Below are 25,340 nucleotides of genomic sequence, written 5' to 3'. Positions count from 1 at the left end.
ATATTGCAAGTTGGCTTCGTTCCAGTCCTATTACTAACATTGCCCGCTGCTAAGTCTGATCCATGAGTGCAACGGAAGAGTCGTTCACGACTTGCACTCATCGCCACAGGCTGAACCGCTGTGACGAATATCGCTGATCGCCCCCTTGTGAAAATCTTCACAGATGTCTAAATGTATCTACACATTTAATCTAATTCTCCCTACAGACTAGATTTATACACCCCTATAAAGTGGCGCCTGACCTAACCAAACCACAGGAAAAAACGATGAACAAGACCATTCGCTTCAGCGCCATCTCGCTCGCCACGGCCATGCTGGCTGGCGGTGCCATTGCCGAAACCGTCAGAATCTCAGGCGCAGGCACGGTGTTCGCCGACTTTGTTTCGTCGGGCAAAGCTGCCGTTGAAAAGAGCACCGGCCATACCCTGCAAATCATTAGCTCTAATTCTGGCAAGGGCCTTGCAGACCTGTCCAGCGGCGCCGCCGACATCGCCATGGTGTCGGAGCCGATGGATGTGGCGGGTCCATTGGCAGAGGTGGCTGGTACGAAAGTCGATCCCAAGACTGTGCAATTCTTCGAGTTGAAGAAGGCCGAACTTGTCTTCATCGTGCACCCCAGCAACCCGGTCGGCAAGCTGACACCTGAGCAACTGCGTGACATCCTCACCGGCAAGATCGCCAATTGGAAAGAGGTGGGCGGCAAGGACAAAGCTATTGTTGTGTATGGCGAAGGCCCGACGGCAGGTACGCGCGCGCTGATCAAGAAGCTGGTGATGGGCGGTGCTGAGTACGGCTCCGGTCTGAAGGCGCAGACCTCAATCAAGCGTGTATCTGAACTGGTGGCGACTGACGAAGCGGGCATCGCCGGTGTCGGCAGAAATTTTGTCGAAACTGGAAAAACCAAGGCCATCGACAGTAAGAAGTACGAGCGTCCGCTGGCCCTGGCCACGCTGGGTGCACCGAAGCCGGCCGCCAAAGCAGTGATCGACGCCTACGCCAAAGAAGCCAAATAAGCTGATGTGATCTTGCAGCGTGCGGTCAGCACGAGCGATCGCATGCCGATACCAAATTCAAAAAACAGAAGGGAATTGTGATGAGCCTGAACCGTATGAAAAGCGTTGGCATCGGCATGCGGCTGGGCAGTGCCTTTGGTGCCCTGGCCCTGCTCTTGCTGCTGTGTGTGGCTTTTGGCGTGCTGCGCCTGAATTCGCTCAACACCTCAATGCAGTCGCTACTTGAACACGAGGCAAGCGCCAGCGTGCTGTCGGCAGAGTTGGTCGCGCAGGCCCACGAGATCACAGGCGCACTCGGTCGTGCCGTGATGTCTGACACGGGTGACCAGATCCAGGCCAACCTCAAGCAGGCCGACAAGGTACGTGCAGACAATGAAAAGACAAAAAACTTGCTCGTCAATGCGCTGGACAAGGATGCCGCACGCGCCGCATTGAAGGATATAGAAGCAGCCGAGACGGCCTACCGTGCCGGCATCGACAAGGCGGTTGCAGCGGTCAAAAATGGTGACACCGACGCAGCGCGGGTTGCACTCAACGAGAAGTCGCAGTTGAGCGTCGAAGCGGTCTATCTGGGGGCTTTGAAAAAATTGAATGCCCTGCTGCTCACTGAGATGGAAGAAGCCAAGGCCAAAGCCGACTCGACCTACGCCACTGGACGCAATCTGCTGCTAGTTGTCGCGCTGATTGCGCTCACACTGGCCGCCGTGCTCGGCGTCTGGATCACACGCAGCTTGCTTAAGCAGCTCGGGGGTGAGCCCGAGTATGCCGCCGGCATCACGCAGCAAATCGCTGGCGGAGACCTGAATTCAGAGATTACGCTCAAACCGGGTGACAAGTCCAGCTTGCTGCATGCGATCAAATCCATGAGTGACAGTTTTTCCGACATTGTGGGGCGCGTGCGCCAGGGCTCCGAGGGCGTCGCCACCGCCTCTGCTGAAATCGCCCAGGGCAACCACGACCTTTCGGCCCGCACCGAGCAACAGGCCAGCGCCCTGGAAGAAACTGCTGCCTCGATGGAGCAACTCAGCGCCACGGTGAAGCAAAACGCCGAGAACGCACAGCAAGCCAACCAACTGGCCCACGCAGCCAGCAACACGGCGCTGCAAGGCGGGGAAGTAGTGGCGCTGGTGGTAGAAACCATGAAGCGCATCAATGATTCGTCCAAACAGATTTTTGACATTATTGGTGTGATTGACGGCATTGCATTCCAGACCAACATCCTGGCGCTAAATGCGGCGGTGGAAGCGGCCCGCGCCGGCGAGCAAGGACGTGGTTTTGCCGTGGTAGCCTCTGAAGTCCGTAGCCTGGCGGGTCGCAGCGCTGAGGCCGCCAAAGAAATCAAAACCCTGATCAACGCCAGTGTCGAGCAGGTTGAAAAAGGCACCACCTTGGTCGACCAAGCCGGCGCCACCATGAGCGAGGTGGTCACCAGCATCCGCCGCGTGACCGACATCATGGGGGAGATCAGTGCCGCCAGCCACGAGCAAAGCCAGGGCGTCAGCCAGGTCGGTGAAGCGGTGACACAAATGGACCAGGTGACGCAACAAAATGCGGCGTTGGTCGAAGAAATGGCGGCGGCAGCTGCCAGCCTCAAATCGCAGGCGCAGGAGCTGGTCGAGACCGTGGCGGTGTTCAAGTTGGGCAACGAAATGGAAGGACAACGACCCATGACCTATGCGCCCCCCGCTGGCGCGATGCCCAAGTTGGCGGTGCGCGTCGAGCATCGATCCCCCGACAGAGCCACCAACGTGGCGCGACTGGCAAGCAAGAGAGGCAAAGCCAAGCCAGCGGCCATCAGCACCAACGTTGCCACCAAGACCGGTACGGATGGCGACTGGACAGTCGGGTGCGGTCACGCCGCACTACCCACCGCCAGCAACACTTAGTATGGCAGGGTCAGATAGTGTTCAGCCAGGGCTGTGAACTCAGCAACCTCCGGGTTAATCCCGGTTTCATTCAACAGAATTTCGCCCACCTGTGCCGCCAAAGAGCCTGCCAACCGGGCATCCAGAAACAGCAGGCGTGAGCGCCGGGCCAGCACATCTTCGACCTTGATGGCGTATTCATAGCGCGCGGCAAAGCGCACCATGGCGTGAGTCAAGCCCGCACAAAGCAACACATCAGCACCCGGCAGGCTCTGCACCAGCGCCTGCTCCGACCCGTAAGAATGCAGCCCGGGCGCCAGACAAATAGAGTGCGCCTTGCCGCCAGCATCCCCAGCACCGACCAATTTCAAATGTGTGGTCACACCCTTCGGGCTTGGTTTCAGCAGCCCCCGCTCCACACATTTGTCCAGCACATCCTCGGCCATGGCGCGGTAGGTGGTCCACTTGCCGCCGGTCACCGTGACCAGCCCACTGCGGCTCACCAACACCGTGTGTTCGCGACTCAGGCCTTTGGTACTTTCACCGTCGTCGTCCTGAGGTTTGACCAGCGGACGCAAGCCGACCCAGACACTTTTGACATCGCTGCGACTCGGCGCACGGCGCAAGTAACGTGCTGATTCACTCAGGATGAAATCGACCTCTTCCTTAAAAGGCATCGGCTCGCGGTCCAGGTCATTGCGGGGCGTGTCGGTGGTGCCCAAAATAACTTTACCCAACCAGGGCACGGCAAACAACACCCGCCCATCGGCCGTTTTGGGCACCATCAGCCCGACATCGGCCTGTAAAAATTCTTTATCCACCACAATGTGAACACCCTGACTCGGCGCCACCATCGCAGGCGTGGCTCGACGCTCTAATGAACTGGTGGCCCCATCTTTCTGGCGCAACTCATCGACCCAGACTCCGGCAGCATTCACTACACAGCGGGCATTGATGCAGTATTGGCGACCCGATTGCGTGTCAACGCATTTCAAACCGGCGATTTTTCCGTCTTCATACAGCAGGTCATCAGCGCGGCAATAGTTGACCAGCAGCGCCCCGTGGCTGGCGGCGGTGCGGGCCAGTGCCAGCGCCAGACGCGCATCGTCAAACTGTCCGTCCCAGTACTTGACGCCGCCCTTGAGTCCGTCCGGCTGCGCCGTGGGCAGCGCCGCCAGCGTTTCAGCACGGCTTAAAAATTCGGTGGCCCCCAGCCCCGCCTTGCCTGCCAGCGCATCGTACATTTTGAGACCTATGCCATAAAAAGGCGTTTCCCACCACTTGTAGGACGGCATGATGAAGGCCAGTGGCTGCGCCAGATGCGGCGCATTGCTGAGCAAGGTGGTGCGCTCGTGCAAGGCCTCGCGCACCAGCGAAATATTGCCTTGCGCCAGGTATCTCACCCCGCCATGCACCAGCTTGGTAGAGCGCGACGAAGTGCCCTTGGCAAAGTCATGCGACTCCACCAACACCACACTAAAGCCCCGCGCGGCCGCATCCAGCGCCACACCCAGGCCCGTGGCACCGCCGCCCACGATGGCGAGGTCGTAGACGTGACGCTGCGCCAACCGGTCCAGCAACGCGTCACGCCGGGTGAATAAGGCGGGTTTCAAAATGCCCATGAACGCTTTCCGGTAAATTGACAGAAACTAAGGTCATGATGGACCTGAACCGTGTGCAACTCAATTTATATTAACGGAGCCGCATGACTTACCTCCTCGCCCTCGACCAAGGCACCTCCAGTTCGCGCAGCATTGTGTTCAACGCCGAGGGCGTCATCGTGGCGCAGGCGCAGCGGGAGCTGACGCAAATTTACCCGCAGCCGGGTTGGGTCGAACACGACCCGATGGAGATCTGGCGCACCCAACTGGCGACCGTCCACGAAGCGCTGGCCAAGGCTGGTATTGCCGCGCACCAGGTGCGCGCCCTGGGCATCACCAACCAGCGTGAAACCACGGTGGTCTGGAACCGAAAAACCGGCCTGCCGATTCACCACGCCATCGTCTGGCAAGACCGCCGCGCCGAGCCGACCTGCGTGGCTTTGCGCGAGCGCGGCCTGGCGGAGTCGATTCAGGCCAAAACCGGTTTGCTGGTGGATGCTTATTTTTCAGGCACCAAACTCAAGTGGATTCTGGACAACGTACCCGGCGCGTGCCAGCAAGCCGAACACGGCGAACTGGCTTTTGGCACGGTCGACAGTTGGCTGATCTGGCGCCTGACCGAAGGCCGGGTGCACGCCACCGATGTCAGCAACGCGTCGCGCACCCTGCTGTTCAACGTCCACCACAACCAGTGGGACGCCGAGTTGCTGCAGGCGCTGGAGATTCCGGCCAATTTGATGCCGTCCGTCAAACCGTCAAGCGCACTGTTTGGCGAAGTCAGCCCTGATTTGTTCGGTCACGCCATTCCGATTGGCGGCGTGGCGGGTGACCAGCAAAGTGCCTTATTTGGCCAGGCATGCTTCAAGGCGGGCATGGTTAAAAACACCTACGGCACAGGTTGCTTCATGCTGATGCACACCGGCACCCAATTTCAGACCTCGCACAACGGCCTGATCACCACCAGCGCCGCACAAGCCACGGCGCAGCCTGAATTTGCGATGGAAGGCAGCGTGTTTGTGGGTGGTGCAGTGGTGCAGTGGTTGCGCGATGGCTTGCACGCCATCTCTGGCAGCCACGAGGTGCAGGCACTGGCCCAAAGCGTGCCTGATTCGGGCGGTGTCATCGTGGTGCCGGCCTTTACCGGGCTGGGCGCGCCCTACTGGAAACCTGACGCCCGGGGCACCATCACCGGCCTCACCCGGGGCAGCACTGTGGCCCACATTGCCCGCGCAGCGCTGGAGAGCATCGCCTACCAAAGCGCGGCGCTGCTCAAAGCCATGAGCCGCGATGCGGTGGAGGCCGGCGGCGCAGCGGTGGCGGAGTTGCGGGTGGATGGCGGGGCCTGCGTCAATGATTTGCTGATGCAGTTTCAGGCCGACTTGCTGGGCATTCCGGTGGTGCGACCGGCCGTGACTGAGACCACAGCGCTGGGGGCCGCCTACCTTGCGGGCCTCGCCACCGGGGTCTACCAGAGCACCGATGAACTATCAAGCTTGTGGCGCGCAGAGCGCCGCTTCTTGCCCACGCTGGACACCCCCCGAGCACTCGAACTGATGGAGCGCTGGGAACATGCGGTGCGCCAGACGGTGCTGTGAGGCCGCGATTAATTTATACCGAATCAGCTTCTAGCTCCCGTACTACTTGCGCTAACAGCTATTAATTAAATAGCAAACTCAAACCGCCCTAGGCTTGACTTTGGATGCAGCCAGCTTGGCGTTGACGCGAGCCACTTGCACATCGGCGTCAAACGCCAGCACCACGCCCATGCGGCGTTTCACAAAACTCTCGGGTTTGCCAAACAGACGCAGGTCGGTGTTGGGCACACGCAGCGCCTCCTCGACTCCGTCAAACACGATGCCGCTGGCCTCGACGCCGCCATAAATCACGGCACTGGCGCCGGGGCTGCGCAAGGCGGTGTTGACCGGCAAGCCCAGAATGGCGCGGGCGTGCAACTCAAACTCGCTTTGCACCTGCGTGGTGAGCGTCACCAGCCCGGTGTCATGCGGGCGCGGTGACACCTCGCTGAACCAGACCTGGTCGCCCTTGACGAACAGTTCCACGCCGTACAAGCCCAGCCCGGAGGGCTTGCCGTCCAGCCCCACGCCGAGGTTGTCGGTCACGGTTTTGGCGATGTGGCGCGAGCGCGCCAAGGCGGCGGTGGGCATGGGGTGCGGTTGCCAGCTTTCCACGTAATCGCCGCTGACCTGGATGTGGCCAATCGGTTCGCAAAAGTGGGTTTCAACCTGACCATCGGCACCGAGCGCGCGCACGGTCAGCTGGGTGATTTCGTAGTCAAAGTCGATGAAGCCTTCCACAATGACGCGCCCGGCGCCCACGCGGCCGCCCGCCATGGCGTAATCCCACGCTTTTTGCACATCAGCGGGGCCGTCGAGCTTGCTTTGGCCTTTACCCGACGAACTCATCACCGGTTTGATGACGCAGGGGTAGCCAATACCGTTACCGTTTACACCATCAATGGCGGCCTGCAACTCGGCCAACGAGTCGCAAAACTGGTAGGGGCTGGTCGGCAGACCCAACGTTTCGGCGGCAAGGCGGCGAATGCCCTCGCGGTCCATCGTCAGGCGGGCGGCGCGCGCGGTGGGGATGACGCGCACCACACCGGCCGCTTCCAGTTCTTCCAGCATCGGCGTGGCGATGGCTTCAATTTCGGGCACCACCAGATGCGGTCGCTCGGCCTCGATCAGCGCCTTGAGTTGCGCCGGGTCGCTCATGGTGATGGTGCGGCTGTGGTGCGCCACCTGCTGGCCGGGGGCGTGGTCGTACCGATCGACCGCGATGGTTTCCACGCCCAGACGTTGCAGGGCGATGATGACTTCCTTGCCCAGTTCGCCGGAGCCCAGCAACATGACTTTGGTGGCTTTAGGTGAGAGGGGAGTGCCGAGTGTGGTCATACAAGGGTGCGCGTGAGCGTTCCGAAAAATGGGTTGAATGGGTGTGCAAATGAAGGGCTTTCAGGTTGGGCAAATTGCCGCCTGCGTCACAATCAACGCATGGAATCTTCAATATTATCTGTGCAGGGATTGCGCAAGTGCTACGGCGACAGCACGGTGGTGGATGACGTGTCTTTTGACATTGCCCCAGGCGAGTGCCTGGGCGTCATCGGCCCCAACGGCGCCGGCAAAACCACCACTATTCGCATGTGCCTGGGCTTAAGCGTGCCGGACGCTGGCAGCATCACTGCCTTTGGCTTGCAAATGCCAGCCGACGCGCTCGCCATCAAGGCCCAACTGGGCGTGGTGACCCAGATGGATACGCTCGACCCTGACTTCACTTGCGCCGAAAACTTGCTGGTCTACGGCCGCTACTTCGGTCTGAAAGACAAGCAGATCCGTGCGCGCATTCCGGCGCTGCTGGAGTTCGCCAGCCTCACGCAAAAAGCCAATGCGAAGCCGGGCGAGTTATCGGGCGGCATGAAACGCCGACTGAGCCTGGCCCGCGCGCTGGTGAACGACCCCAAGTTGCTGTTGCTCGACGAGCCCACCACCGGTTTGGACCCGCAGGCGCGCCACCTGATGTGGGAGCGTTTGCAGCTGTTACTACAACAAGGCAAGTCAATCTTGCTGACCACGCACTTCATGGACGAGGCCGAGCGCCTGTGCTCGCGCTTGCTGGTACTCGACCATGGCAAGAAGATCGCCGAGGGTAAACCTCGCGACCTGATCGCCCAGCACCTGGAGCCCGACGTGGTCGAGGTGTACGGCAATGGCGCGCAAGCCCTGCTGGATTCGCCACTGCGCGCGCTGGCGGCCCGGGTTGAGGTGAGCGGTGAAACCGTGTTTTTCTACACGCAGGACGCAGAACCGCTGCTGAAAGCACTGACCGCCTACCCGCAACTACGCACCTTGCACCGGCCCGCCAATCTGGAGGATTTATTCCTCAAACTCACTGGCCGCCAAATTCGGGAAGGGGCTTGAACACCATGAAAATAATAGCTACTCACGCAAATTCCACGGGGGCTAGAGGCCAAAAACAAGCTTCAATCTGGGCCCGACCGCAACTGTCCATGCGCTTTTGGCCGGTTTTCCTGCGCAACCTGCTGGTCTGGCGCAAGCTGGCATTGCCCAGTCTGGTGGGCAATATTGCCGAGCCGCTGATGTGGCTGGTGGCCTTTGGCTACGGCATGGGCGCGTTGGTGGGCCAAGTCACCGTGGCTGGCACGCCGGTGCCCTACATCCTGTTTCTGGCCAGCGGTTCGATCTGCATGAGTGCCATGCAGGCGGCGTCGTTCGAGGCGCTCTACTCGGCCTTCAGCCGGATGCATGTTCAAAAAACATGGGATGGGATCATGAACGCGCCCGTTAATCTGGACGATATCGTGCTGGCCGAAATGCTCTGGGCGGCCTTCAAATCACTCTTCACCGTGACCGCCATCCTGGGTGTGATGCTGGCGTTGGGCATCAGTTACTCACCGAAACTGCTCGTAGCCTGGCCGGTATTGCTGGGGGTAGGCATTACCTTCAGTTGCCTGGCCTTGATCTTCAACGCGCTGGCCAAGGGCTATGATTTTTTCACCTATTACTTCACGCTGTTTCTGACGCCGATGATGTTTCTGAGTGGCATCTTTTTCCCGCTGGAACAATTGCCGCCGCTGGTACGCACGGTGTCGCAATGGTTGCCGCTGACCAACGCGGTAGATTTGGTGCGCCCCCTGTTTATGGACCAATGGCCCGAGCATGTGATGGGCCATGTGGGGGTATTGGCTGCCTACGCTGTCAGTGGCTTCTGGCTGGCACTGGCACTGACCCGCAAGCGCTTTCGGGGCTGATCTGACTACCCTTTAGTGTGGATCGCTGAAACGTCAAAGTTGATTGAATCGCCTGTTTGAACATCGGGCACCAACAGAGGAAAGTCGACATCCAAATTGGCCCCATCCGGATTGGCAACAGGGCTCAGTCGGCCCGTCACCGGCGCAGACAAGTCCAGATCCAAATCAAAATCCAGCACTTCTGGCGTAGACGGCTTTGACGGCTTGACTTTGGATGGTTCCGAAAAGTCGATATCCGTAAAACTCTGAGGTTTGTTGGCTTGATTCAAGAAACCGGGTAATGCACCATTCTGGTCGTCGCCATCGTCTTGATGCAGAGGAAACAAAATAATGTGTGCGACGGCATGCAGCATCAGCAGGTCTCGAAACGCGGCCAGATCAAAAGCACGACTCAGTGGATTGCGGGGGTTCTGGAAAATGTGCATCTCAATCAAGTTCAGCACATCAGGTGTCACCCACAGGCCCGAAATGGGCATCAACACATCCGGATAAAACGCCAGGCCATTGCCTTCTTTCTTGAAGAAAGCGAATTCAGGCACAACACCGCTGAACAGGGAATTAAATTCGTCACGCAGGTGAGTGAAATCGACCTTCAGGTTAAGAGAATGGTAGATATCGAGCAAGTCAAGGTACAGCAAGGGGTTGAGCTCATCCCCCACATCAATTTTTTTCTTCAAAATTCGCACGGCCCGACCGGTTTGCCCCAGCGACACAAAAAACTCCGCTTGCTGGCGGATATCCAGTGTGGTTTCCGCATTGAGGTTCAGAGAAGTGTCTTGGGGGTGCGTCAATTCAGCCAGCGGCTTCATTGCCGCCTGGGTGTGCTCCGCGAGTGCTGATCCGGTCGCCATGAAACTGTCAAATTTGGAGTCACTCATCTCGACCAGGTTGACATCGACCTCGGACATGGGTGTTGAGTGAGTATTGAAGTCTGAGAGTGGTGGCTCTACTTCAGGCTCCAGCATGAAGTCAAGTTCATCATGACTAACACCCGATGGCGCAGCGTCTGCTGGCGCGGCCTCCTTAGAAACCGCTGTGGCCGGGTCGATGACAGACCCACTCAACCAATCTCCGTTGTCAACACGTCTGGAGCGCTGGCGAAACAGCAGGAATGCCACGGCAGCCAGACCGGCCAACACCAGTGCGACCAAACCGTATAACCAGCTATCAGGGAAACGCTCTGATTCTGCTTTTTGCAAACGGGTTTTTAAATCCAGCAGGGTGGCATCGTTTTTTGCTGCCGATGCCAGACCAGCCTTGACGGCGCCTTCTAGCGTCAGAAGGCGCTGAGAATTACGCAAGGCGTCCTCTGGCAGCTCAAAGGTCATGAAAGAGTCCAGGTTGGCCACTCGGTCAGAAAACATGTCCAGCGGATCCAGCTTCAAACGGGATTGACCTGCAGGGCGCTCAGCCTTGCTTTTTTCAACCGACTTGGCTCGTTTAGCTTTAGCCGTTGCGGGCTTGCTGGTAGCGGATTTCGGTGCTCGAGCGCGCTTGGCTTTGGCAATGGGTAAAGATTCGGCAGGCCGTTGTATCAAAGGTGCTGGCTTGAGGAGCACCTGAGGAACGACTGACTGAATGGCTGGGGCAACGGGGGCTGCCAGCTCGCTGAGAAGGTCTGCCAGCAGGACATAGCGGCGCGTTGTTTTCTGAGCGCAGCCCGAGCGAAAATAAACATTAACCACTGGCTCGTCAACGACAGCCGACGACAAAATTCTCACGTTGGCGACTTGGGCCTGGGCTGACGGCTCGACCACCACGCGAACACGATTTGATTCAACACGCGAATCGGCGTAGAAGACTTCGGCCTCAAAACACTGGGCGCCAAGGTCTTCACCCTCACTGAGCTGCACCTGTACCACCAAATCCAGCGGCTGGCCCACTAACGCAGCCCCCCGAACTCGCCCTAATGTCAGCGCTGCACTATTGAAAGCAAAAAAAAGTAACGCAATCCCGAGAATTTTGACTTTATCAATCAAGCAGACCACCGTAGTTAATGACTTTCGTCGTTTGGCTGATTATCAACCGAACGAACAAGGTAACAAATGTTGAGAAAAAACACATTAGATGCATCAAACATCACTGAATTAACTGGTGAATTAGCACAGTAAAATTGCAAACATGTGTCAATTGCTTGGAATGAACAGCCACCTGCCCGCCAGCCTGACGCTGAGTTTTGGCGGATTTTCGCAGCGCGGCGGCTGCACCGACCACCACGCCGATGGCTGGGGCATCGCTTTCTTTGAAAGCGAAGCTGCCACCCCTGACATCCCCGGCAAGGGCATTCGCTACTTTGTGGACAAAGAAGGGGCCGCCACCTCGCCCATTGCCAACATGCTGCGCAGCTACCCTATCAAAAGTCACAACGTGGTGGCCCATGTACGCAAAGCCACGGTTGGGGACATCTCGCTGGAAAACTGCCACCCGTTTGTGCGCGAATTGTGGGGCCGCTACTGGGTGTTTGCCCACAACGGCGACCTGAAAAACTACGCGCCTCAACTGCACGGCAGCTTCCACCCCGTGGGAAGCACTGACAGCGAGCTGGCGTTTTGCTGGTTGCTGCAAGAGCTGGACAAGTCCCATGTCGGGGTGCCTACGGTGGAAGAACTCACGCTGACGCTGGCCGAGTTGGTACCCCAAATTGCCAAACACGGCACATTCAACTTTTTACTGAGTAACGGCCAGGCCCTGTGGGCGCATGCCAGCACCAAGCTGCATTACGTGTTGCGACAGCATCCGTTCCATGAAATTCACCTTAAGGATGACGATGTGAGTGTCGACTTAGCCAGTCTCAACAGCCCGCAAGACCGTCTGGCCATTGTGGTCACCGAGCCGCTGACCACCAACGAAGACTGGGTGGTGATGGCACCCGGTGAGTTGCAGGTCTTTGTGGACGGCGCTCTGGCAGGCTGCTGCAAGTCAACGCGTCGACCCGAACTGGTCAGCCTCTGACCGCCTGCTCCAGTGCCTCGATGAACATCGCGGCCACATCAAACCCGGTCTGGTCAAAAATTTCCTGAAAGCACGTTGGACTGGTCACATTGATCTCGGTCAGGCTGTCACCAATCACGTCCAAACCTACCAGCAGCAAGCCCCGGCTAAAAAGAATGGGCCCCAATGACTCTGCAATAAAGCGGTCGCGCTCGCTCAAGGGCTGCGCCACGCCTTTACCGCCTGCTGCCAGATTGCCACGAACTTCGCCACCCTGGGGGATACGAGCCAGACTGAAGGGCACCGGTTTGCCACCAATCACCAGCACGCGCTTGTCGCCGGCCACGATTTCGGGGATGAACTTCTGCACCATCAGGCTCTGCGCGCCGTGACGGTTCAGCGTCTCGGTAATCGACCCGAGGTTCAACCCGTCTGGCCCGACGCGGAAGATGCCCATGCCGCCCATGCCGTCGAGTGGCTTGAGGATGATGTCCTGGTGCTCGGCGTGAAAGCGCTTAATGTCAGCTTCGTCGCGCGTCACCAGCGTGGGGCCGATGAACTGGGGAAACTCCATGATGGCGAGCTTTTCCGGGTGGTCGCGCAGCGCGCTGGGTTTGTTAAAAACCCGTGCGCCTTCGCGCTCGGCTTGCTCCAGCAAGTGCGTGGCGTAAAAAAACTCGCTGTCAAACGGGGGGTCCTTGCGCATCAGGATGGCGTCAAAGTCCTTGAGCGCCACATCGCGTTTGCAAGTGACCTCAAACCATGCATCGTTCTGCCCGGTGAGCGCAATGTCGCGCACATGGGCCGTGACCAGCGCCCCGCGTTGCCACATCACATCCTGCTGCTCGCAGGCGGCCACCGTGTGGCCACGCCGCTGCGCCTCACGCATCATGGCAAACGTGGTGTCTTTGTAGATCTTGAAGGACTCAAGTGGGTCGGCAACAAAAAGAAGGTTCATAACATCCAATATCACGTTTCAAGTTGGGGACAGAGCTGGCTCACTTCGTGTAACTACGGTCTGTCCCACAAGGTTAACAGCCGACATCCGACAAATAGTTGGGGACAGAGCTGGTTCACTTCGTGTAACTGCGGTCTGTCCCACAAGGTTTTAGATTTCAATCTTGGAGCCCAGCTCCACCACGGAGTTGTTGGGCAATTTCAGGAATTCGGCAGCGGCGCTGGCGTTGTGGTGCATCTGCGCAAACAATTTTTCGCGCCACTGGGCCATGCCACTGCCGATGGTCGGCACCACAATGTCGCGCGACAAGAAGTAACTGGTGCTCATGGGGTTGAGCTCGCAGCCGCGACCCTTGAGCTCCTGTAAAGCCTTGGGTAGGTCAGGGTCGTTCTTGAAACCGTAGTTCACCAGCACCTGCCAGCAATCATGGCCCAGCGCTTGAAATTCCAGGCGCTTGTCCATCCCGATCCAGGGCACCTCGTGGTTGCGAACCGTGACGAACAGGTTGTTGACGTGCAACACCTTGTTGTGTTTAAGGTTGTGCAAGAGCGCATTGGGCACCGTGCCGGGCTCAGCGGACAAAAACACTGCCGTGCCCTCCACCCGCGCCGGGGGGCTGACAAACACCGCCTCCAGAAAGCTCGGCAGGTCAATCGCATCGGTTCGCAGAGCGACGTTCATCAGACGTCGGCCGTCTTTCCAGGTCAGCATGAGCGTGAAGATGGCCGCACCAATCAGGAGCGGGAACCAGCCGCCATCAAACAGCTTCATCAGGTTGGAGGCCCAGAAAGCGAAGTCCACGATAAAGAAGAAACCAGTCGCCCCAATACACAGCGCCAGCGGGTATTTCCAGCTGTAGCGAATCACGTAAAAAGTCAAAATGGTGGTGATCAGCATATCGGTACACACCGCAATACCGTAAGCAGCGGCCAGATTGCTCGACGACTTGAACAGCACCACGGCCAGCACAATGAGCACAAACAGACCCCAGTTGACAAACGGCAGGTAAATCTGACCGGTGTCCTTGACGCTGGTGTGCAACACCTGCAGGCGCGGTAGGTAGCCCAACTGAATCACTTGCTTGGTAACCGAGAAGGCGCCAGTGATCAGTGCTTGCGAGGCGATCACCGTGGCCATGGTCGCCAGACCCACCAAGGGCACCAGTGCCCAGTCAGGCGCCATCATGAAAAACGGATTCTTGACGGCAGCGGGATTGCTCAAGAGCAAGGCGCCTTGCCCAAAATAATTGAGGGTCAGGCACGGCATGACCACGGTGAACCAAGCCACCCGAATCGGCTTCTTGCCGAAATGCCCCATGTCAGCGTAAAGCGCCTCGCCACCCGTCACGCACAGCACCACGGCGCCCAGAATGATGAAGGTAATGCCAGGGTGGTTCCACATGAAGCCCAAGGCGTAAGACGGGTTAATAGCCCACAGAATTTCAGGATGGTTCACGATTTGCGACACGCCCAGCAGGGCAATGCAGGCAAACCACACCAGAGTAATGGGGCCAAAAAACTTGCCAATCCCGCTGGTGCCGTGCTTTTGAACCACAAACAGGCCAAACAGAATGACCAGCGTGAGAGGAATCACATATTTCTTGAAGGCCGGGGAAATCACCTCCATACCTTCGACGGCCGATAAGACCGAGATGGCCGGCGTGATGACACCGTCGCCGTAAAACAGGCAGGTGCCAAAAACCCCCACCAACAGCAACACGCGCCGCAGTTGCGGCCGGTCTTTGACCGACTGAGAGGCCAGGGCAAGCATCGCCACCAGACCACCTTCGCCGTTGTTGTCGGCACGCAGCACGAGCGTCACATATTTGAGCGAAACGATGACCGTCAAAGTCCAGAAAAAGATGGACAGGATGCCAAAGACGTTCGCATGCGTGAAGGGCACATGACCGGAGCCAAAGACTTCTTTGACCGCGTACAAAACGCTGGTGCCGATATCGCCATAAACAACGCCAATGGCGCCCAACGTGAGGGCTGCGAGAGAAGATTTGGATGATGACACTAGTTCTCCCCGTCTTAATTTTTAGCGGGGTTCCATTCCATTTGGGAACGCTATTTTGCACCGGCCAGCCCAACTGGCAAGCGTCCTGCGAATACTAATTTTTTACCTCCCCTGAAAAATGCTGCAGCGCAGCAGCCTTTCACAGGGCCGCGTTGACTTTTCGGTTGCGTTTACTCGTAAACCTCGGCATTGGGGTCCGTCGCTTCCAGTTCATAACTGGCAGCCAGCATGGCCAGACGACCGACCACGCCGTACATATAAAAACGATTGGGCGCACTGGCACCGGGCTTGATGCCGGGTTGCGGCAGGTGGGTACTCTGGTCAAACGCCAAGGGCACGTAACTGGAACCTGGCGCATTGAGGTTTTCATCCATGCCCCGGTTGGCGTGAACACGGTAAAAACCACCGACCACATAACGGTCCATCATGTAGACCACCGGTTCAGCCACCGCGTCGTTCATGCGCTCCTTGGTCAAGACCCCTTCCTGCACCAGGATATCGAGGGGGGGCATGCCGTCACCCGTGCCACTCATGCGCTCTTTGACTTTGCGACTCAATTCGTCCAGATCCTTGGCATCGCGCACCGTCAAGATACCCATGCCGTGGGCGCTGTTGTCGGCCTTGACCACCACGAATGGTTTTTCCTTGATGCCGTACTCCTTGTACTTGCGCCGGATTTTGGTGAGCACCGCATCCACCTGGGTGCTCAAGGACTCCATGCCCACGCTTTCAGCCAAATTGACGTCGCTGCATTTTTCAAACAACGGGTTGATCAGCCAAGGGTCGACACCGAGCAACTTGCCCAGTCGCTTGGCGACTTCTTCATAACACTTGAAATGCTTGCTCTTGCGCCGTGTCGCCCACCCGGCGTGCAGCGGGGGCAGCAGGTATTGCTCGTGGATGTCTTCCAGAATGCCGGGCACACCGGCGCTCAGGTCGTTGTTGAGCAGAATCGTGCAGGGGTCAAAGTCTTTAACACCGAGGCGGCGCTTGCCGCGAATGACGGGCTCCAGCGTCACGCTTTCGCCATTGGGCAACTCAATGGTGGTGGTTTTTTTGATCGCCGGGTCAATCGAGCCGATGCGCACGTTCAGGCCAGCCATGTGGAAAATGCGACGCAACTGGGCCACACTGGAGAGGTAAAACGTATTTTTCGAGTGGTTCTCGGGGATCAGCAGCAGATTTCTGGCTTCGGGGCATATTTTTTCAATTGCCGCCATCGCCGCCTGCACGGCCAAGGGCAGCATTTCGGGCGTCAGGTTATTCCAGCCACCGGGAAACAAATTAGTGTCGACCGGGGCCAGCTTGAAACCGGCGTTGCGGACATCGACCGAACTGTAAAACGGCGGCGTGTGCTCCATCCATTCCAGACGGAACCAGCGCTCAATGGCGGGCATGGAGTCCAGCACACGCTGCTCAAGTTCATTGATGGGGCCGGTGAGTGCGGTGACGAGATGAGGAACCATACGGCCTTCTTTTATAAATTATTGAAATATTTTGAATAGGTAAGACTAACACCGCCGACTTCAAGCCTGCCCGTTTTAATCAAAATTTAATTATTACCCCACCGGACTATGAGCGCCGCGCCAATGGCAAGTTCAATAACAAGTTTTGAGGCTTGAGCTTGAGGCGGTTTTGTTCGTCCATGGCCATGGCGAGGTACACCGGTCGCCCCGCCACCTCGGCCAGCATATCGGCCGGGTTCACAAACTCCAGACGAAACAGGCACAGCATGCGGCGCAGGCGATCCTCTTCAACCTCGGCCCCGGTATACAGGTCGTTCAGGATGCTGCTGGCCTGGGCATCCAGCCCGACGTGCCACACCCAGTGCGCATCCACAATCTCGCGGTCGGTCTGGATGCGCACCTCGACCTGCAGGAAGTGCGCGATCCAGCGCTCCAGCACCCGACACAAGGCGTCCAGGGCGGGTTGACCGTGGTTCAGGCTGACGACGGTGTCAAAGTGCTCACTGCGCGGCCAGTAGACCTCGGCGTTGTCCGGGTTGAGCACGTCAAGGTCGACGCTACGCAGAGGCACGCCGCCCTGCTTGAGCAATTCCCCCACGCTGCCAAAACTGCCTGACAGCGCGTGCCGCTCCACCGTTTCGTCATCGGCGGCCATGACGGCGCCATCTTCCTGAACCGATATTTTTTGGGTTCGAAACAGCATTTCGGCCGCCCTCGCCTGCAGCGCCGTCACACCCTGAGTTGCAGCGCCGCCCAGCAAATGGCGCACCACCACCTGCGTCAGCTGCTGAACCAGAAGCGGCGGCACATCCACCCCTTCGCCCTGAAACAAGGCGCGGTAGCAAGCCTCCAGCGTGGGCTCGGCCAGCAACCGGGCTCGAAAACGCAACCAGACGGCGTAGTTGTCGGCCGCATCGCGGTCCTGCAGGACCGCCAGTTCATCCGGGGCAATCTCTTGGCGAGGCGTCTGCAACAAACGCGCGTGCAGCGCAATCTCAGCGGCACAGGAGTCCGCGACCGGGGCGAGTTCCGGGCGCAGCAACAGGCTGCGAAAAAAGTCGTCGCTGATGAGCAGATGGCCTTGGGCGTCGCTGGTCAGCAAGCCGTAACCGCAGTTGGGCCAGAAATCGTGCGCCGGGGCCACTTTACTTGGCCCCCTCCATCAGCCAATGCACCAGGGTCTTGGCCGACGCCGGAGACAGTCGCTCATGGACGGGAATGTGGTTGAGCATTTCACCGGCTTGAAACTCGCTCACAAAATTTTGTTCGCCCGCCTGATCGCCCTTGTACTTGGCGAGTTTGGAGGCCAAACGCTCAAAACTGGGGGCCTCACCGCGCTGATTGGCGCCGTGGCAGCTGTAGCAACCTTTGTCGAGGGCCAACTGCGAACTGGCCTGAGCGGTCAAGGGCCAAACCATGGCCATTAGCAAAGTGCTTGCGAAGGTGATCTTGTGTTGCATAACGTGACTCCTTAAATTCTGACTTCGCCATCACCCAGCACCACGTACTTGAGCGAGGTCAAGCCCTCAATACCCACCGGGCCACGGGCATGGAATTTGTCGGTGGAAATGCCGATCTCGGCACCCAGACCGTACTCAAAGCCATCGGCAAAACGGGTGCTGGTGTTGACCATGACGCTGGCCGAATCCACCTCACGCAAAAACTGCTGCGCGTGCATGTGGTCACGCGTCAGGATGGCATCGGTGTGGTGGCTGCTGTACTGGTTAATGTGGGCAATCGCCTGCGCCAGACCGTCCACCACCTTGATGCTGATGATGGGCGCCAGGTATTCCTCGTACCAGTCTTGCTCGCTGGCGGGCACCAGTTTTGGCGCATCAACCACTGCTGAATTAATAGCTGCTTTCGCTTGATGGACGGGGGCTAGAGGCTGATTAGCCTTAAGAATGGCGAGCGCTTCCGGGTCGCACCGCATCTCGACGCCTTTGTCGGCGTAAATCTGCCCGATGAGCGGCAAAAACTGCGCCGCCACACCGCGTGCCACCAGCAAACTCTCGGTCGCGTTGCACGGGCTGTACTTGCTGGTCTTGGCGTTGTCGGCCACTTTGACCGCCATCGCGAGGTCACACGGGTCGTCGACATAGACATGGCAATTGCCGTCCAGGTGCTTGATGACCGGCACCTTGGCATCGCGGCTGATGCGCTCAATCAGGCCCTTGCCACCGCGCGGAATGATCACATCCACATACTGCGGCATGGTGATGAGCTGGCCCACCACCTCGCGGTCGGTGGTTTGCACCAGTTGCACCGCGTCCACCGGCAGGCCACTGGCCGCCAGCGCCTGTTGCACCAGCAGCGCCAGCGCTTTGTTGGACTCAATCGCCTCCGAGCCGCCGCGCAAGATGCAGGCGTTGCCGCTCTTGATGGATAAACTGGCGGCCTCAATCGTCACATTCGGGCGGCTCTCGAAAATCATGCCAAACACGCCAATCGGCACCCGCATTTGCCCCACGCGAATGCCGCTGGGCTGCTGCTTCATGCCAACAATTTCACCGATCACATCGGCCATCGCGGCCAACTGCTCGCAGCCCTGAGCGCAGGTTTCCAGCACCTTGGGTGTGAGCTTGAGGCGGTCCACCATTGGTTCACTCAAGCCTGTGGCGATAGCACGCTCAATATCTTTGGCATTCTCAATTTGCAAAGGCGCCACGTTCGCCCGCAGCAGCTCGGCGAGCTTGCGAAGCGCTACGTTTTTAGTAGCTGCTTGCGCACGTGCCATAAGGGCTGCAGCCTGTTTTGCCTTAAAACCTAGCGCTTGGGTGTAGTCGGTAATATTGAGGGCGTTCATAATTTATTCTCTCACGCACAGACCATGACCTCCTCCCTTACGGAAAAGACCTACTTTTTATTTTCGACCAGCTGCAGCCGGGGCAGGCGCACATTGACGGCACAACATCATCGCCAGCCGGTGCAGCGCCTGCCAGTTGTCCACCGGCCAGTCCGGTTGTTTCAGGCCCTTCACGATGCCGTCCACCTGATGGGCCGACTGTAAAAGCTCGGCCAGTGTGACTTCGCTCAGACGCGGCAGCACACGTTCAAACAAACGCTCTTTGACGCCCCAGACGCGCTGCTCGCGCAAGGCCATCGGCATCGGCTTGCCTTGCGCCATGGCGTCTTTGACACGCTTGAGGGCGCGAATATCTTCGGCCAGCGTGTAGTGCACCAGCACTTCGGCCTCGCCTTCGGCCTGCAGGCCGTCGAGCATGCGCTGCACCCGGTTGGCCTGACCCGCCAACACCGATTCGGACAACTTGAACACGTCGTAGCGCGCCACGTTCAGCACGGCGTTCTCAATCTGTTCAAACGTGAGTTCGCCGGGCGCAAACAGCAGGGCGAGTTTCTGGATTTCCTGGTGCGCAGCAAGCAGATTACCCTCCACGCGGTCGGCAAAAAACTGCAGCGTGCGCTGGCCGTCTTCACCGGCCGCCACGCGCTGACCCTGGCCCGAGAGCCGCTGCGCAATCCATTGCGGCAAGGCATTGCGATCAACCGGCTCAACCTGAATCGTGACGCCAAAACTCTCCAGCGCGCCAAACCAGGCGCCGCCCTTGGTGAGCTTGTCCAACTTGGGCAACATGATCAGCGTCAGCGTGGAGTCGTTGTTGCGCGATTGTTCGGCCAGGTGCTGAATGGCGACGCTGCCCTCTTTGCCGGGCTTGCCGGACGGCACCCGCAATTCAACAATTTGCTTGTCGGCAAACAGGCTCAGTGACCCGCCTGCGGCCAGCACTTCGCTCCAGTCAAAGTGCGCCCCGGCGACGGTGTGCGAGGTGCGTTCGGTAAAACCTTGTGTGCGGGCAAAGCTGCGAATGGTGTCTGCCGCCTCCTGAATCAGCAGCGGTTCGTCCCCATGCAGGGTGTAGAGGCTTTTCAGGCCTTTCTGCAAATGGTTGCCGAGTTGGTTAGCACCTAGTTGCATGACAGGGACTGCGCCGTTCTCACAACTTGATGCTTGCCAAACGGCGCACGAGTTGCTGCACGAGGTCGGATTGCATGTTGCGGTACAGCAGCGCCTCTTCGGCCTCTTTGGCCAGCACGGCGGACTCACTGAAACTCATATCGCGCTGCAGTAAAACTTCGGTCTCGGGCGTCAGCTCCAGGCCTTGGGGTGTGCGAACCTTGAATTTGACACGGATGCGCAACTGAAATGCCACCACCTGGCCCGAGCTGTTGACGCCGACCACGGTTTTTTCGCGCAGCTCTTGCAGAATGTCGACCACCACTTGCGCCTGGGTCAACGGCTCATCCAATGCCAGCACCCGCACCGCACCGCCAAAGGAGCGGCGCAACTCGGCAGCCAGCGAGCCGCCCGGTTGCGGCATGACCGCCACACTGGCGAAGGCAAAGTTTTGGCTGCCACGCAGTTTGAAGCCGCAGCCGCCGACCACCAGACTGGTGCAAGCGACCAGGCTGACACCAGCGATCCGCGCAAGGCTTGAGCGACGATTCATCATGGCGCTCAATACACCACGTTGACCAGGCGACCCGCCACCACGATGACTTTCTTGATCGGCGCGCCTTGGGCCAATTTTTGAAAGATGTCGCTGTCAATGGCAATGCGCTCAATGGCTTCCTTGGTGGCGCCCGACGGCACCACGATAGCGCCGCGCAATTTACCGTTGACCTGCAACATGAGCTCGATCTCGTCCTGAAACAGCGCCGATTCATCGGCCTTGGGCCACGGTGCATCCAGCAGATCACCATAGTGTTCGGCGTAACCAAGTTCAGCCCACAGCGTGTGTGTGAGGTGGGGCGTGGCCGGGTAAATGCTGCGCAACAAGATGCCGAAACCCTCCCGCAAAGCGGCCCGACTGCCTTTGGAGCCATCGTCGTTGAAGTCTTCCAGCGCGTTGAGCAACTTCATCGCGCCCGACACCACGGTGTTGTATTGCATGCGCTGGTAGTCAAAATTGATTTGCTTGAACACCGTGTGGACTTCCAGCCGCAAGACCTTGGTTTCTTTGCTAAATTCGCCTTTAGCCCCCGTCTTGTCTGCCTGAGTAGCTCTGTTATCAATAGCAGCTTGTTTGACACCGAAGTTCCAGACGCGGCGCAAAAAGCGGTACGAGCCTTCCACCGCCGCATCGTTCCACTCCAGCGTGGCCTCCGGTGGCGCGGTGAACATGGTGTAGAGCCTGGCGGTGTCGGCGCCGTATTTCTCGATCAAATCCTGCGGGTCGACCCCGTTGTTTTTGCTTTTGCTCATGGTGCCCACACCTTCGTAGGTGATGGCCGTGCCAGCGGGCAAATCGCCTTTGGCGGCTTTGAGCTTGGCGCCAATCACCTTGCCGGCGGCATCTACCACGTCTTCGACCTCGGTCGGCCAGAAGTACTCGATGCCGCCCTTGTCAGCCTTGCGCGAGTAGATGTGGTTGAGCACCATGCCCTGCGTGAGCAGCTTAGTGAAGGGCTCGTCGATTTTGACCAGGCCCAGGTCGCGCATGACTTTGGTCCAGAACCGGGCGTACAGCAAGTGCAGGATGGCGTGCTCAATACCGCCGATGTACTGGTCCATCGGCATCCAGTAATCAGCCCCGGCGCCAACCATGGCCTGCTCGTTTTTGGGGTCGCAGTAGCGCATGTAATACCAGGAACTGTCCACAAAGGTGTCCATGGTGTCAGTTTCGCGGCGCGCTTTGACGCCGCAAATCGGGCACACCACGCCCGCGTGAAAGCCTTCGTGCTTGTTCAGCGGGTTGCCGGAGCCATCGGGCACACAGTCTTGCGGCAGCACCACGGGCAAATCTTTTTCGGGCACCGGCACGGCGCCGTGCTCGGGACAATGGATGATGGGAATCGGCGTGCCCCAGTAACGCTGGCGGCTGACGCCCCAGTCGCGCAGGCGCCAGGTGGTTTTTTTCTCGCCCAGCCCCTTGACTTGCAGCGCGTGGCTGACCGCGTTGACCGCGTCCTTGAACGACAAACCACTGAAACTGTCGGAGTTGATGGTGACGCCGCGCGACTTGTCGCCGTACCAGTCATTCCATTGGTCGTAGTCGTAGGTGAGGCCATCCACCAACACCACTTCAAGGATGTCGATGTTATATTTTTTGGCAAACAAAAAGTCGCGCTCGTCATGCGCCGGCACGCCCATGACGGCGCCGTCGCCGTAACTCATCAACACGTAGTTACCCACCCAGACTTCGATCAGGTGGCCGTTCAAAGGGTGCGTGACGAACAGGCCGGTGGGCATGCCTTCTTTTTCGCGCACCGCCAACTCGGCTTCGGTGGTGCCGCCTTTTTTGCACTCTTCGATGAAGGCTGCCAGTTTCGGGTTGCTCAGGGCAGCATGCGTGGCCAGCGGATGCTCGGGCGCCACGGCACAAAAGGTGACGCCCATGATGGTGTCGGCCCGGGTCGTGAAGACGTACATCTTGCCGTCATCAATCAGCTTACCCGACGCATCCTTGATGCTGTGCGGGAAGGCAAAGCGCACGCCCTCGCTCTTGCCAATCCAGTTTTCCTGCATCAGCTTGACACGCTCGGGCCAGCCCGGCAGGCCGGTCTTGACGTGGTCGAGCAGCTCTTCGGCGTAGTCGGTGATCTTGAGGTAATAGCCCGGAATCTCACGTTTTTCAACCACCGCCCCGGTGCGCCAGCCCTTGCCGTCAATCACCTGCTCGTTGGCCAGCACCGTCATGTCGACCGGGTCCCAGTTCACGACCTGGGTCTTGCGGTAGGCGATGCCTTTTTCCAGCATCTTCAGGAACAACCACTGGTTCCATTTGTAATAGTCGGGCGAGCAGGTGGTGACTTCACGCGACCAGTCCACCGCCAGGCCCATCGCCTGCATCTGCTTTTTCATGTACGCGATGTTTTCGAACGTCCACTGAGCCGGTGGCACGCCGTTTTTAAGCGCGGCGTTCTCGGCGGGCAGGCCAAAGGCGTCCCAGCCCATCGGCATCAAGACGTTGTAGCCGTTCATGCGCAGCTGGCGCGTCATCATGTCGTTGATGGTGTAGTTGCGCACATGGCCCATGTGCAGCTTGCCGCTGGGGTAAGGCAGCATGGAGCAGGCGTAAAACTTCTTTTTGGCGTTGCCTTGCGCATCGCGGGCGTCTTCTGTCACGCGGTAGGCGTCGATCGCTGTCCAGTGGCTGTGTGCTGATTTTTCGACGTCGAGATGGTTGTATTTTTCTTGCATGGGGAGTGCTCTCAGGCGTTCAGGGAATCAAGGTTTGCCGATTTTAGGGTTTGGCGGGAGCTGGCGTGCGCAGCGGAGTGTCAGCCACAAACCCGATCCGGTTCAAACCGGCTTTTTGCGCCGTACCCATGATTTCGACAATGCGACCATAGGGAACAGCCGCATCGGCGCGCAGTTGAACTTCGGTGTCAGGATTTGCTTTGGCGGTTTGCAATAGTTTGGTGGCCAGTTCGTCCAGCGCCAGCGCTTTGTCGCCGAGGAAGGTTTGCCCCGATTTATCGACCACCAAGGTGATGAATTTAGGCGCATCGCCGGGTTTGGCGGCTTCGGTTTTGGGCAGGTCCAGCTTGATGGAACTCGCCAGCAAGGGCGCGGTGAGGATAAATATAACCACCAGCACCAGCATCACGTCGACCAGCGGCGTCATGTTGATGTCGCTCATCGGCTGCGAAGCCGGGGTGCGCTCTAAACGGCCAAAAGACATCTGTCGTCCCCGCTCAACTCAGGCCAGCCAAACGGGCTGGCTGGTCGCCAACTCGCGAAGGTCGCGGGCGAAACCTTCCAGCTCGGCCTCAATACGCCCGATCGCGCGACCCAGCACGTTGTAGGCCAGCACCGCCGGAATGGCGACGGCCAGACCGGCCGCCGTCATGATGAGCGCTTCGCCCACCGGGCCGGAGATTTTGTCGATGGTGACTTGGCCCGCACTTGAGATGCCGATGAGCGCGTGATATATGCCCCACACCGTGCCCAGCAAACCGACAAACGGCGCGGTCGACCCCACGGTGGCAAGCAGCACCTGGCCATGCTGAAGCTTGGCCAGCGCCGCATGCAAGGCATCGCGCAGCACGCGTGTTAGTTGATGCGACTTGTCACCGACTGCGGCCAAGGTCCCGATTGCTTCTATTTTTGTAGCAAGAACCATAGGGGCGACAAGGGCTTCACGGTCAAATGCCTTGAGTTTTTGCAAGGAATCATTGACCGAGGATGAACTCCAGAATGCAGCCACACAGCGTGTCACATCGCGACTGGCACGGTGTAGCAACCAGGATTTCCAGAGGATCACGACCCAGCTACCCACCGACATGGCCAGCAGCAGGACCGCCACCAACTGGGTGACCGCATCGCCCTGCGCAAACAGCTGAACCGCGTTCATCTCAGATTGAGCACGTCAAACATGTCAAACAAACCGGTTTTTTGGCTGCCGAGAAAACGCACCGCGCGCAAACTTCCCTGCGCATAGGTGGCCCGGCTGGAGGATTTGTGGGAAATCTCAATGCGCTCGCCGATACCGGCAAACAACACGGTGTGGTCGCCCACGATGTCGCCACCGCGAATGGTGGCAAAACCAATGCTGGACGGGTCACGCTCGCCGGTGACGCCTTCACGGGCATAGACGGCGCAGTCTTTCAGGTCACGCCCGAGCGCATCGGCAATCACCTCGCCCATTTTGAGCGCGGTGCCCGAGGGGGCATCGACCTTGTGCCGGTGGTGCGCTTCGATGATTTCAATGTCGTAGCCGGTGGACAAGGCCTTGGC

Annotated in this window: 21 protein-coding genes; 6 read left to right on the top strand and 15 right to left on the bottom strand. The window is 58.7% G+C overall.

Features of this window, described 5'->3' with window-relative positions:
* Nucleotides 1-266 precede the first annotated feature (266 nt).
* Both WCG50_RS06535 and WCG50_RS06530 read left to right on the top strand, forming a co-directional pair.
* A complete protein-coding gene (locus tag WCG50_RS06535) occupies nt 267-1,013 on the top strand; it encodes a substrate-binding domain-containing protein (protein ID WP_336898776.1) in 747 nt (248 codons plus the stop codon).
* 80 nt (nt 1,014-1,093) lie between these two features.
* Complete coding sequence (locus WCG50_RS06530; RefSeq protein WP_336898775.1) at nt 1,094-2,899, top strand: methyl-accepting chemotaxis protein; 1,806 nt, start codon at nt 1,094-1,096, stop codon at nt 2,897-2,899.
* On the opposite strand, the gene WCG50_RS06525 is transcribed toward WCG50_RS06530, so the two are convergent.
* Nucleotides 2,896-4,500 carry a glycerol-3-phosphate dehydrogenase/oxidase gene (locus tag WCG50_RS06525; protein WP_336898774.1) on the bottom strand — a complete coding sequence of 535 codons (1,605 nt, stop codon included), beginning with the start codon at nt 4,498-4,500 and terminating at the stop codon, nt 2,896-2,898. The genes WCG50_RS06530 and WCG50_RS06525 overlap by 4 nt on opposite strands.
* A gap of 83 nt (nt 4,501-4,583) precedes the next feature.
* Between WCG50_RS06525 and glpK the strand changes: the two genes are divergently transcribed.
* On the top strand, nt 4,584-6,074 hold the full coding sequence (gene glpK / locus WCG50_RS06520) for a glycerol kinase GlpK (RefSeq protein WP_336898773.1): 1,491 nt from the start codon (nt 4,584-4,586) through the stop codon (nt 6,072-6,074).
* A gap of 78 nt (nt 6,075-6,152) precedes the next feature.
* Here the strand turns inward: glpK and purT are convergent, their stop codons facing one another.
* Complete coding sequence (gene purT, locus WCG50_RS06515; RefSeq protein WP_336898772.1) at nt 6,153-7,391, bottom strand: formate-dependent phosphoribosylglycinamide formyltransferase; 1,239 nt, start codon at nt 7,389-7,391, stop codon at nt 6,153-6,155.
* 99 nt (nt 7,392-7,490) lie between these two features.
* Between purT and WCG50_RS06510 the strand changes: the two genes are divergently transcribed.
* Both WCG50_RS06510 and WCG50_RS06505 read left to right on the top strand, forming a co-directional pair.
* The gene (locus tag WCG50_RS06510; RefSeq protein WP_336898771.1) at nt 7,491-8,414 is read left to right on the top strand and encodes an ATP-binding cassette domain-containing protein; all 924 of its coding nucleotides are present in this window, start codon (nt 7,491-7,493) and stop codon (nt 8,412-8,414) included.
* Nucleotides 8,415-8,503: 89 nt separating this feature from the next.
* Nucleotides 8,504-9,265 (top strand): ABC transporter permease, encoded by a 762-nt coding sequence (locus tag WCG50_RS06505; protein ID WP_336898783.1) that lies wholly within the window; start codon nt 8,504-8,506, stop codon nt 9,263-9,265.
* A 5-nt stretch (nt 9,266-9,270) separates the two neighbouring features.
* Here the strand turns inward: WCG50_RS06505 and WCG50_RS06500 are convergent, their stop codons facing one another.
* Nucleotides 9,271-11,148: a hypothetical protein gene (locus WCG50_RS06500; protein ID WP_336898770.1), complete on the bottom strand. Its 1,878-nt coding sequence runs from the start codon at nt 11,146-11,148 to the stop codon at nt 9,271-9,273.
* Nucleotides 11,149-11,386: 238 nt separating this feature from the next.
* Here WCG50_RS06500 and WCG50_RS06495 point away from each other — a divergent pair, with 238 nt between their 5' ends.
* The gene (locus tag WCG50_RS06495; protein ID WP_336898769.1) at nt 11,387-12,217 is read left to right on the top strand and encodes a class II glutamine amidotransferase; all 831 of its coding nucleotides are present in this window, start codon (nt 11,387-11,389) and stop codon (nt 12,215-12,217) included.
* Here the strand turns inward: WCG50_RS06495 and gshB are convergent.
* The 12 genes from gshB to dapB form a co-directional block, all read right to left on the bottom strand.
* Nucleotides 12,207-13,154, bottom strand: a complete 948-nt coding sequence (gshB, locus tag WCG50_RS06490; RefSeq protein WP_336898768.1) for a glutathione synthase — start codon at nt 13,152-13,154, stop codon at nt 12,207-12,209. The genes WCG50_RS06495 and gshB overlap by 11 nt on opposite strands.
* Nucleotides 13,155-13,304: 150 nt before the next feature.
* The gene (locus WCG50_RS06485; RefSeq protein WP_336898767.1) at nt 13,305-15,173 is read right to left on the bottom strand and encodes a potassium transporter Kup; all 1,869 of its coding nucleotides are present in this window, start codon (nt 15,171-15,173) and stop codon (nt 13,305-13,307) included.
* Nucleotides 15,174-15,343: 170 nt separating this feature from the next.
* Nucleotides 15,344-16,639, bottom strand: coding sequence for a glutamate--cysteine ligase (gene gshA / locus WCG50_RS06480; protein ID WP_336898766.1), 1,296 nt, complete (start codon nt 16,637-16,639; stop codon nt 15,344-15,346).
* A gap of 106 nt (nt 16,640-16,745) precedes the next feature.
* Entirely contained in the window at nt 16,746-17,783 is a 1,038-nt protein-coding gene (locus WCG50_RS06475) for a DUF6352 family protein (protein ID WP_336898765.1), read from the bottom strand.
* 1 nt (nt 17,784) lies between these two features.
* Nucleotides 17,785-18,099 (bottom strand): c-type cytochrome, encoded by a 315-nt coding sequence (locus WCG50_RS06470; protein WP_336898764.1) that lies wholly within the window; start codon nt 18,097-18,099, stop codon nt 17,785-17,787.
* An 11-nt stretch (nt 18,100-18,110) separates the two neighbouring features.
* On the bottom strand, nt 18,111-19,445 hold the full coding sequence (locus WCG50_RS06465) for a glutamate-5-semialdehyde dehydrogenase (protein WP_336898763.1): 1,335 nt from the start codon (nt 19,443-19,445) through the stop codon (nt 18,111-18,113).
* A gap of 57 nt (nt 19,446-19,502) precedes the next feature.
* The gene (holA, locus tag WCG50_RS06460) at nt 19,503-20,576 is read right to left on the bottom strand and encodes a DNA polymerase III subunit delta (protein ID WP_336898762.1); all 1,074 of its coding nucleotides are present in this window, start codon (nt 20,574-20,576) and stop codon (nt 19,503-19,505) included.
* A gap of 19 nt (nt 20,577-20,595) precedes the next feature.
* Nucleotides 20,596-21,111 carry an LPS assembly lipoprotein LptE gene (gene lptE, locus WCG50_RS06455; RefSeq protein ID WP_336898761.1) on the bottom strand — a complete coding sequence of 172 codons (516 nt, stop codon included), beginning with the start codon at nt 21,109-21,111 and terminating at the stop codon, nt 20,596-20,598.
* 5 nt (nt 21,112-21,116) lie between these two features.
* Entirely contained in the window at nt 21,117-23,801 is a 2,685-nt protein-coding gene (gene leuS, locus WCG50_RS06450) for a leucine--tRNA ligase (RefSeq protein WP_336898760.1), read from the bottom strand.
* Nucleotides 23,802-23,844: 43 nt separating this feature from the next.
* Nucleotides 23,845-24,285, bottom strand: a complete 441-nt coding sequence (locus tag WCG50_RS06445; protein ID WP_336898759.1) for a biopolymer transporter ExbD — start codon at nt 24,283-24,285, stop codon at nt 23,845-23,847.
* Between the two features lie 18 nt (nt 24,286-24,303).
* Entirely contained in the window at nt 24,304-24,957 is a 654-nt protein-coding gene (locus tag WCG50_RS06440; RefSeq protein WP_336898758.1) for a MotA/TolQ/ExbB proton channel family protein, read from the bottom strand.
* On the bottom strand, nt 24,954-25,340 hold a 387-nt coding region (gene dapB, locus WCG50_RS06435; protein ID WP_336898757.1), incomplete at its 5' end, for a 4-hydroxy-tetrahydrodipicolinate reductase. The genes WCG50_RS06440 and dapB, both read right to left, overlap by 4 nt.

The sequence above is a fragment of the Rhodoferax sp. genome, assembly GCF_037143375.1.
GTDB lineage: Bacteria > Pseudomonadota > Gammaproteobacteria > Burkholderiales > Burkholderiaceae_C > Rhodoferax.
Note: the sequence above shows the minus strand (reverse complement) of the source record. Positions and strands in the feature narration are given on the sequence as shown.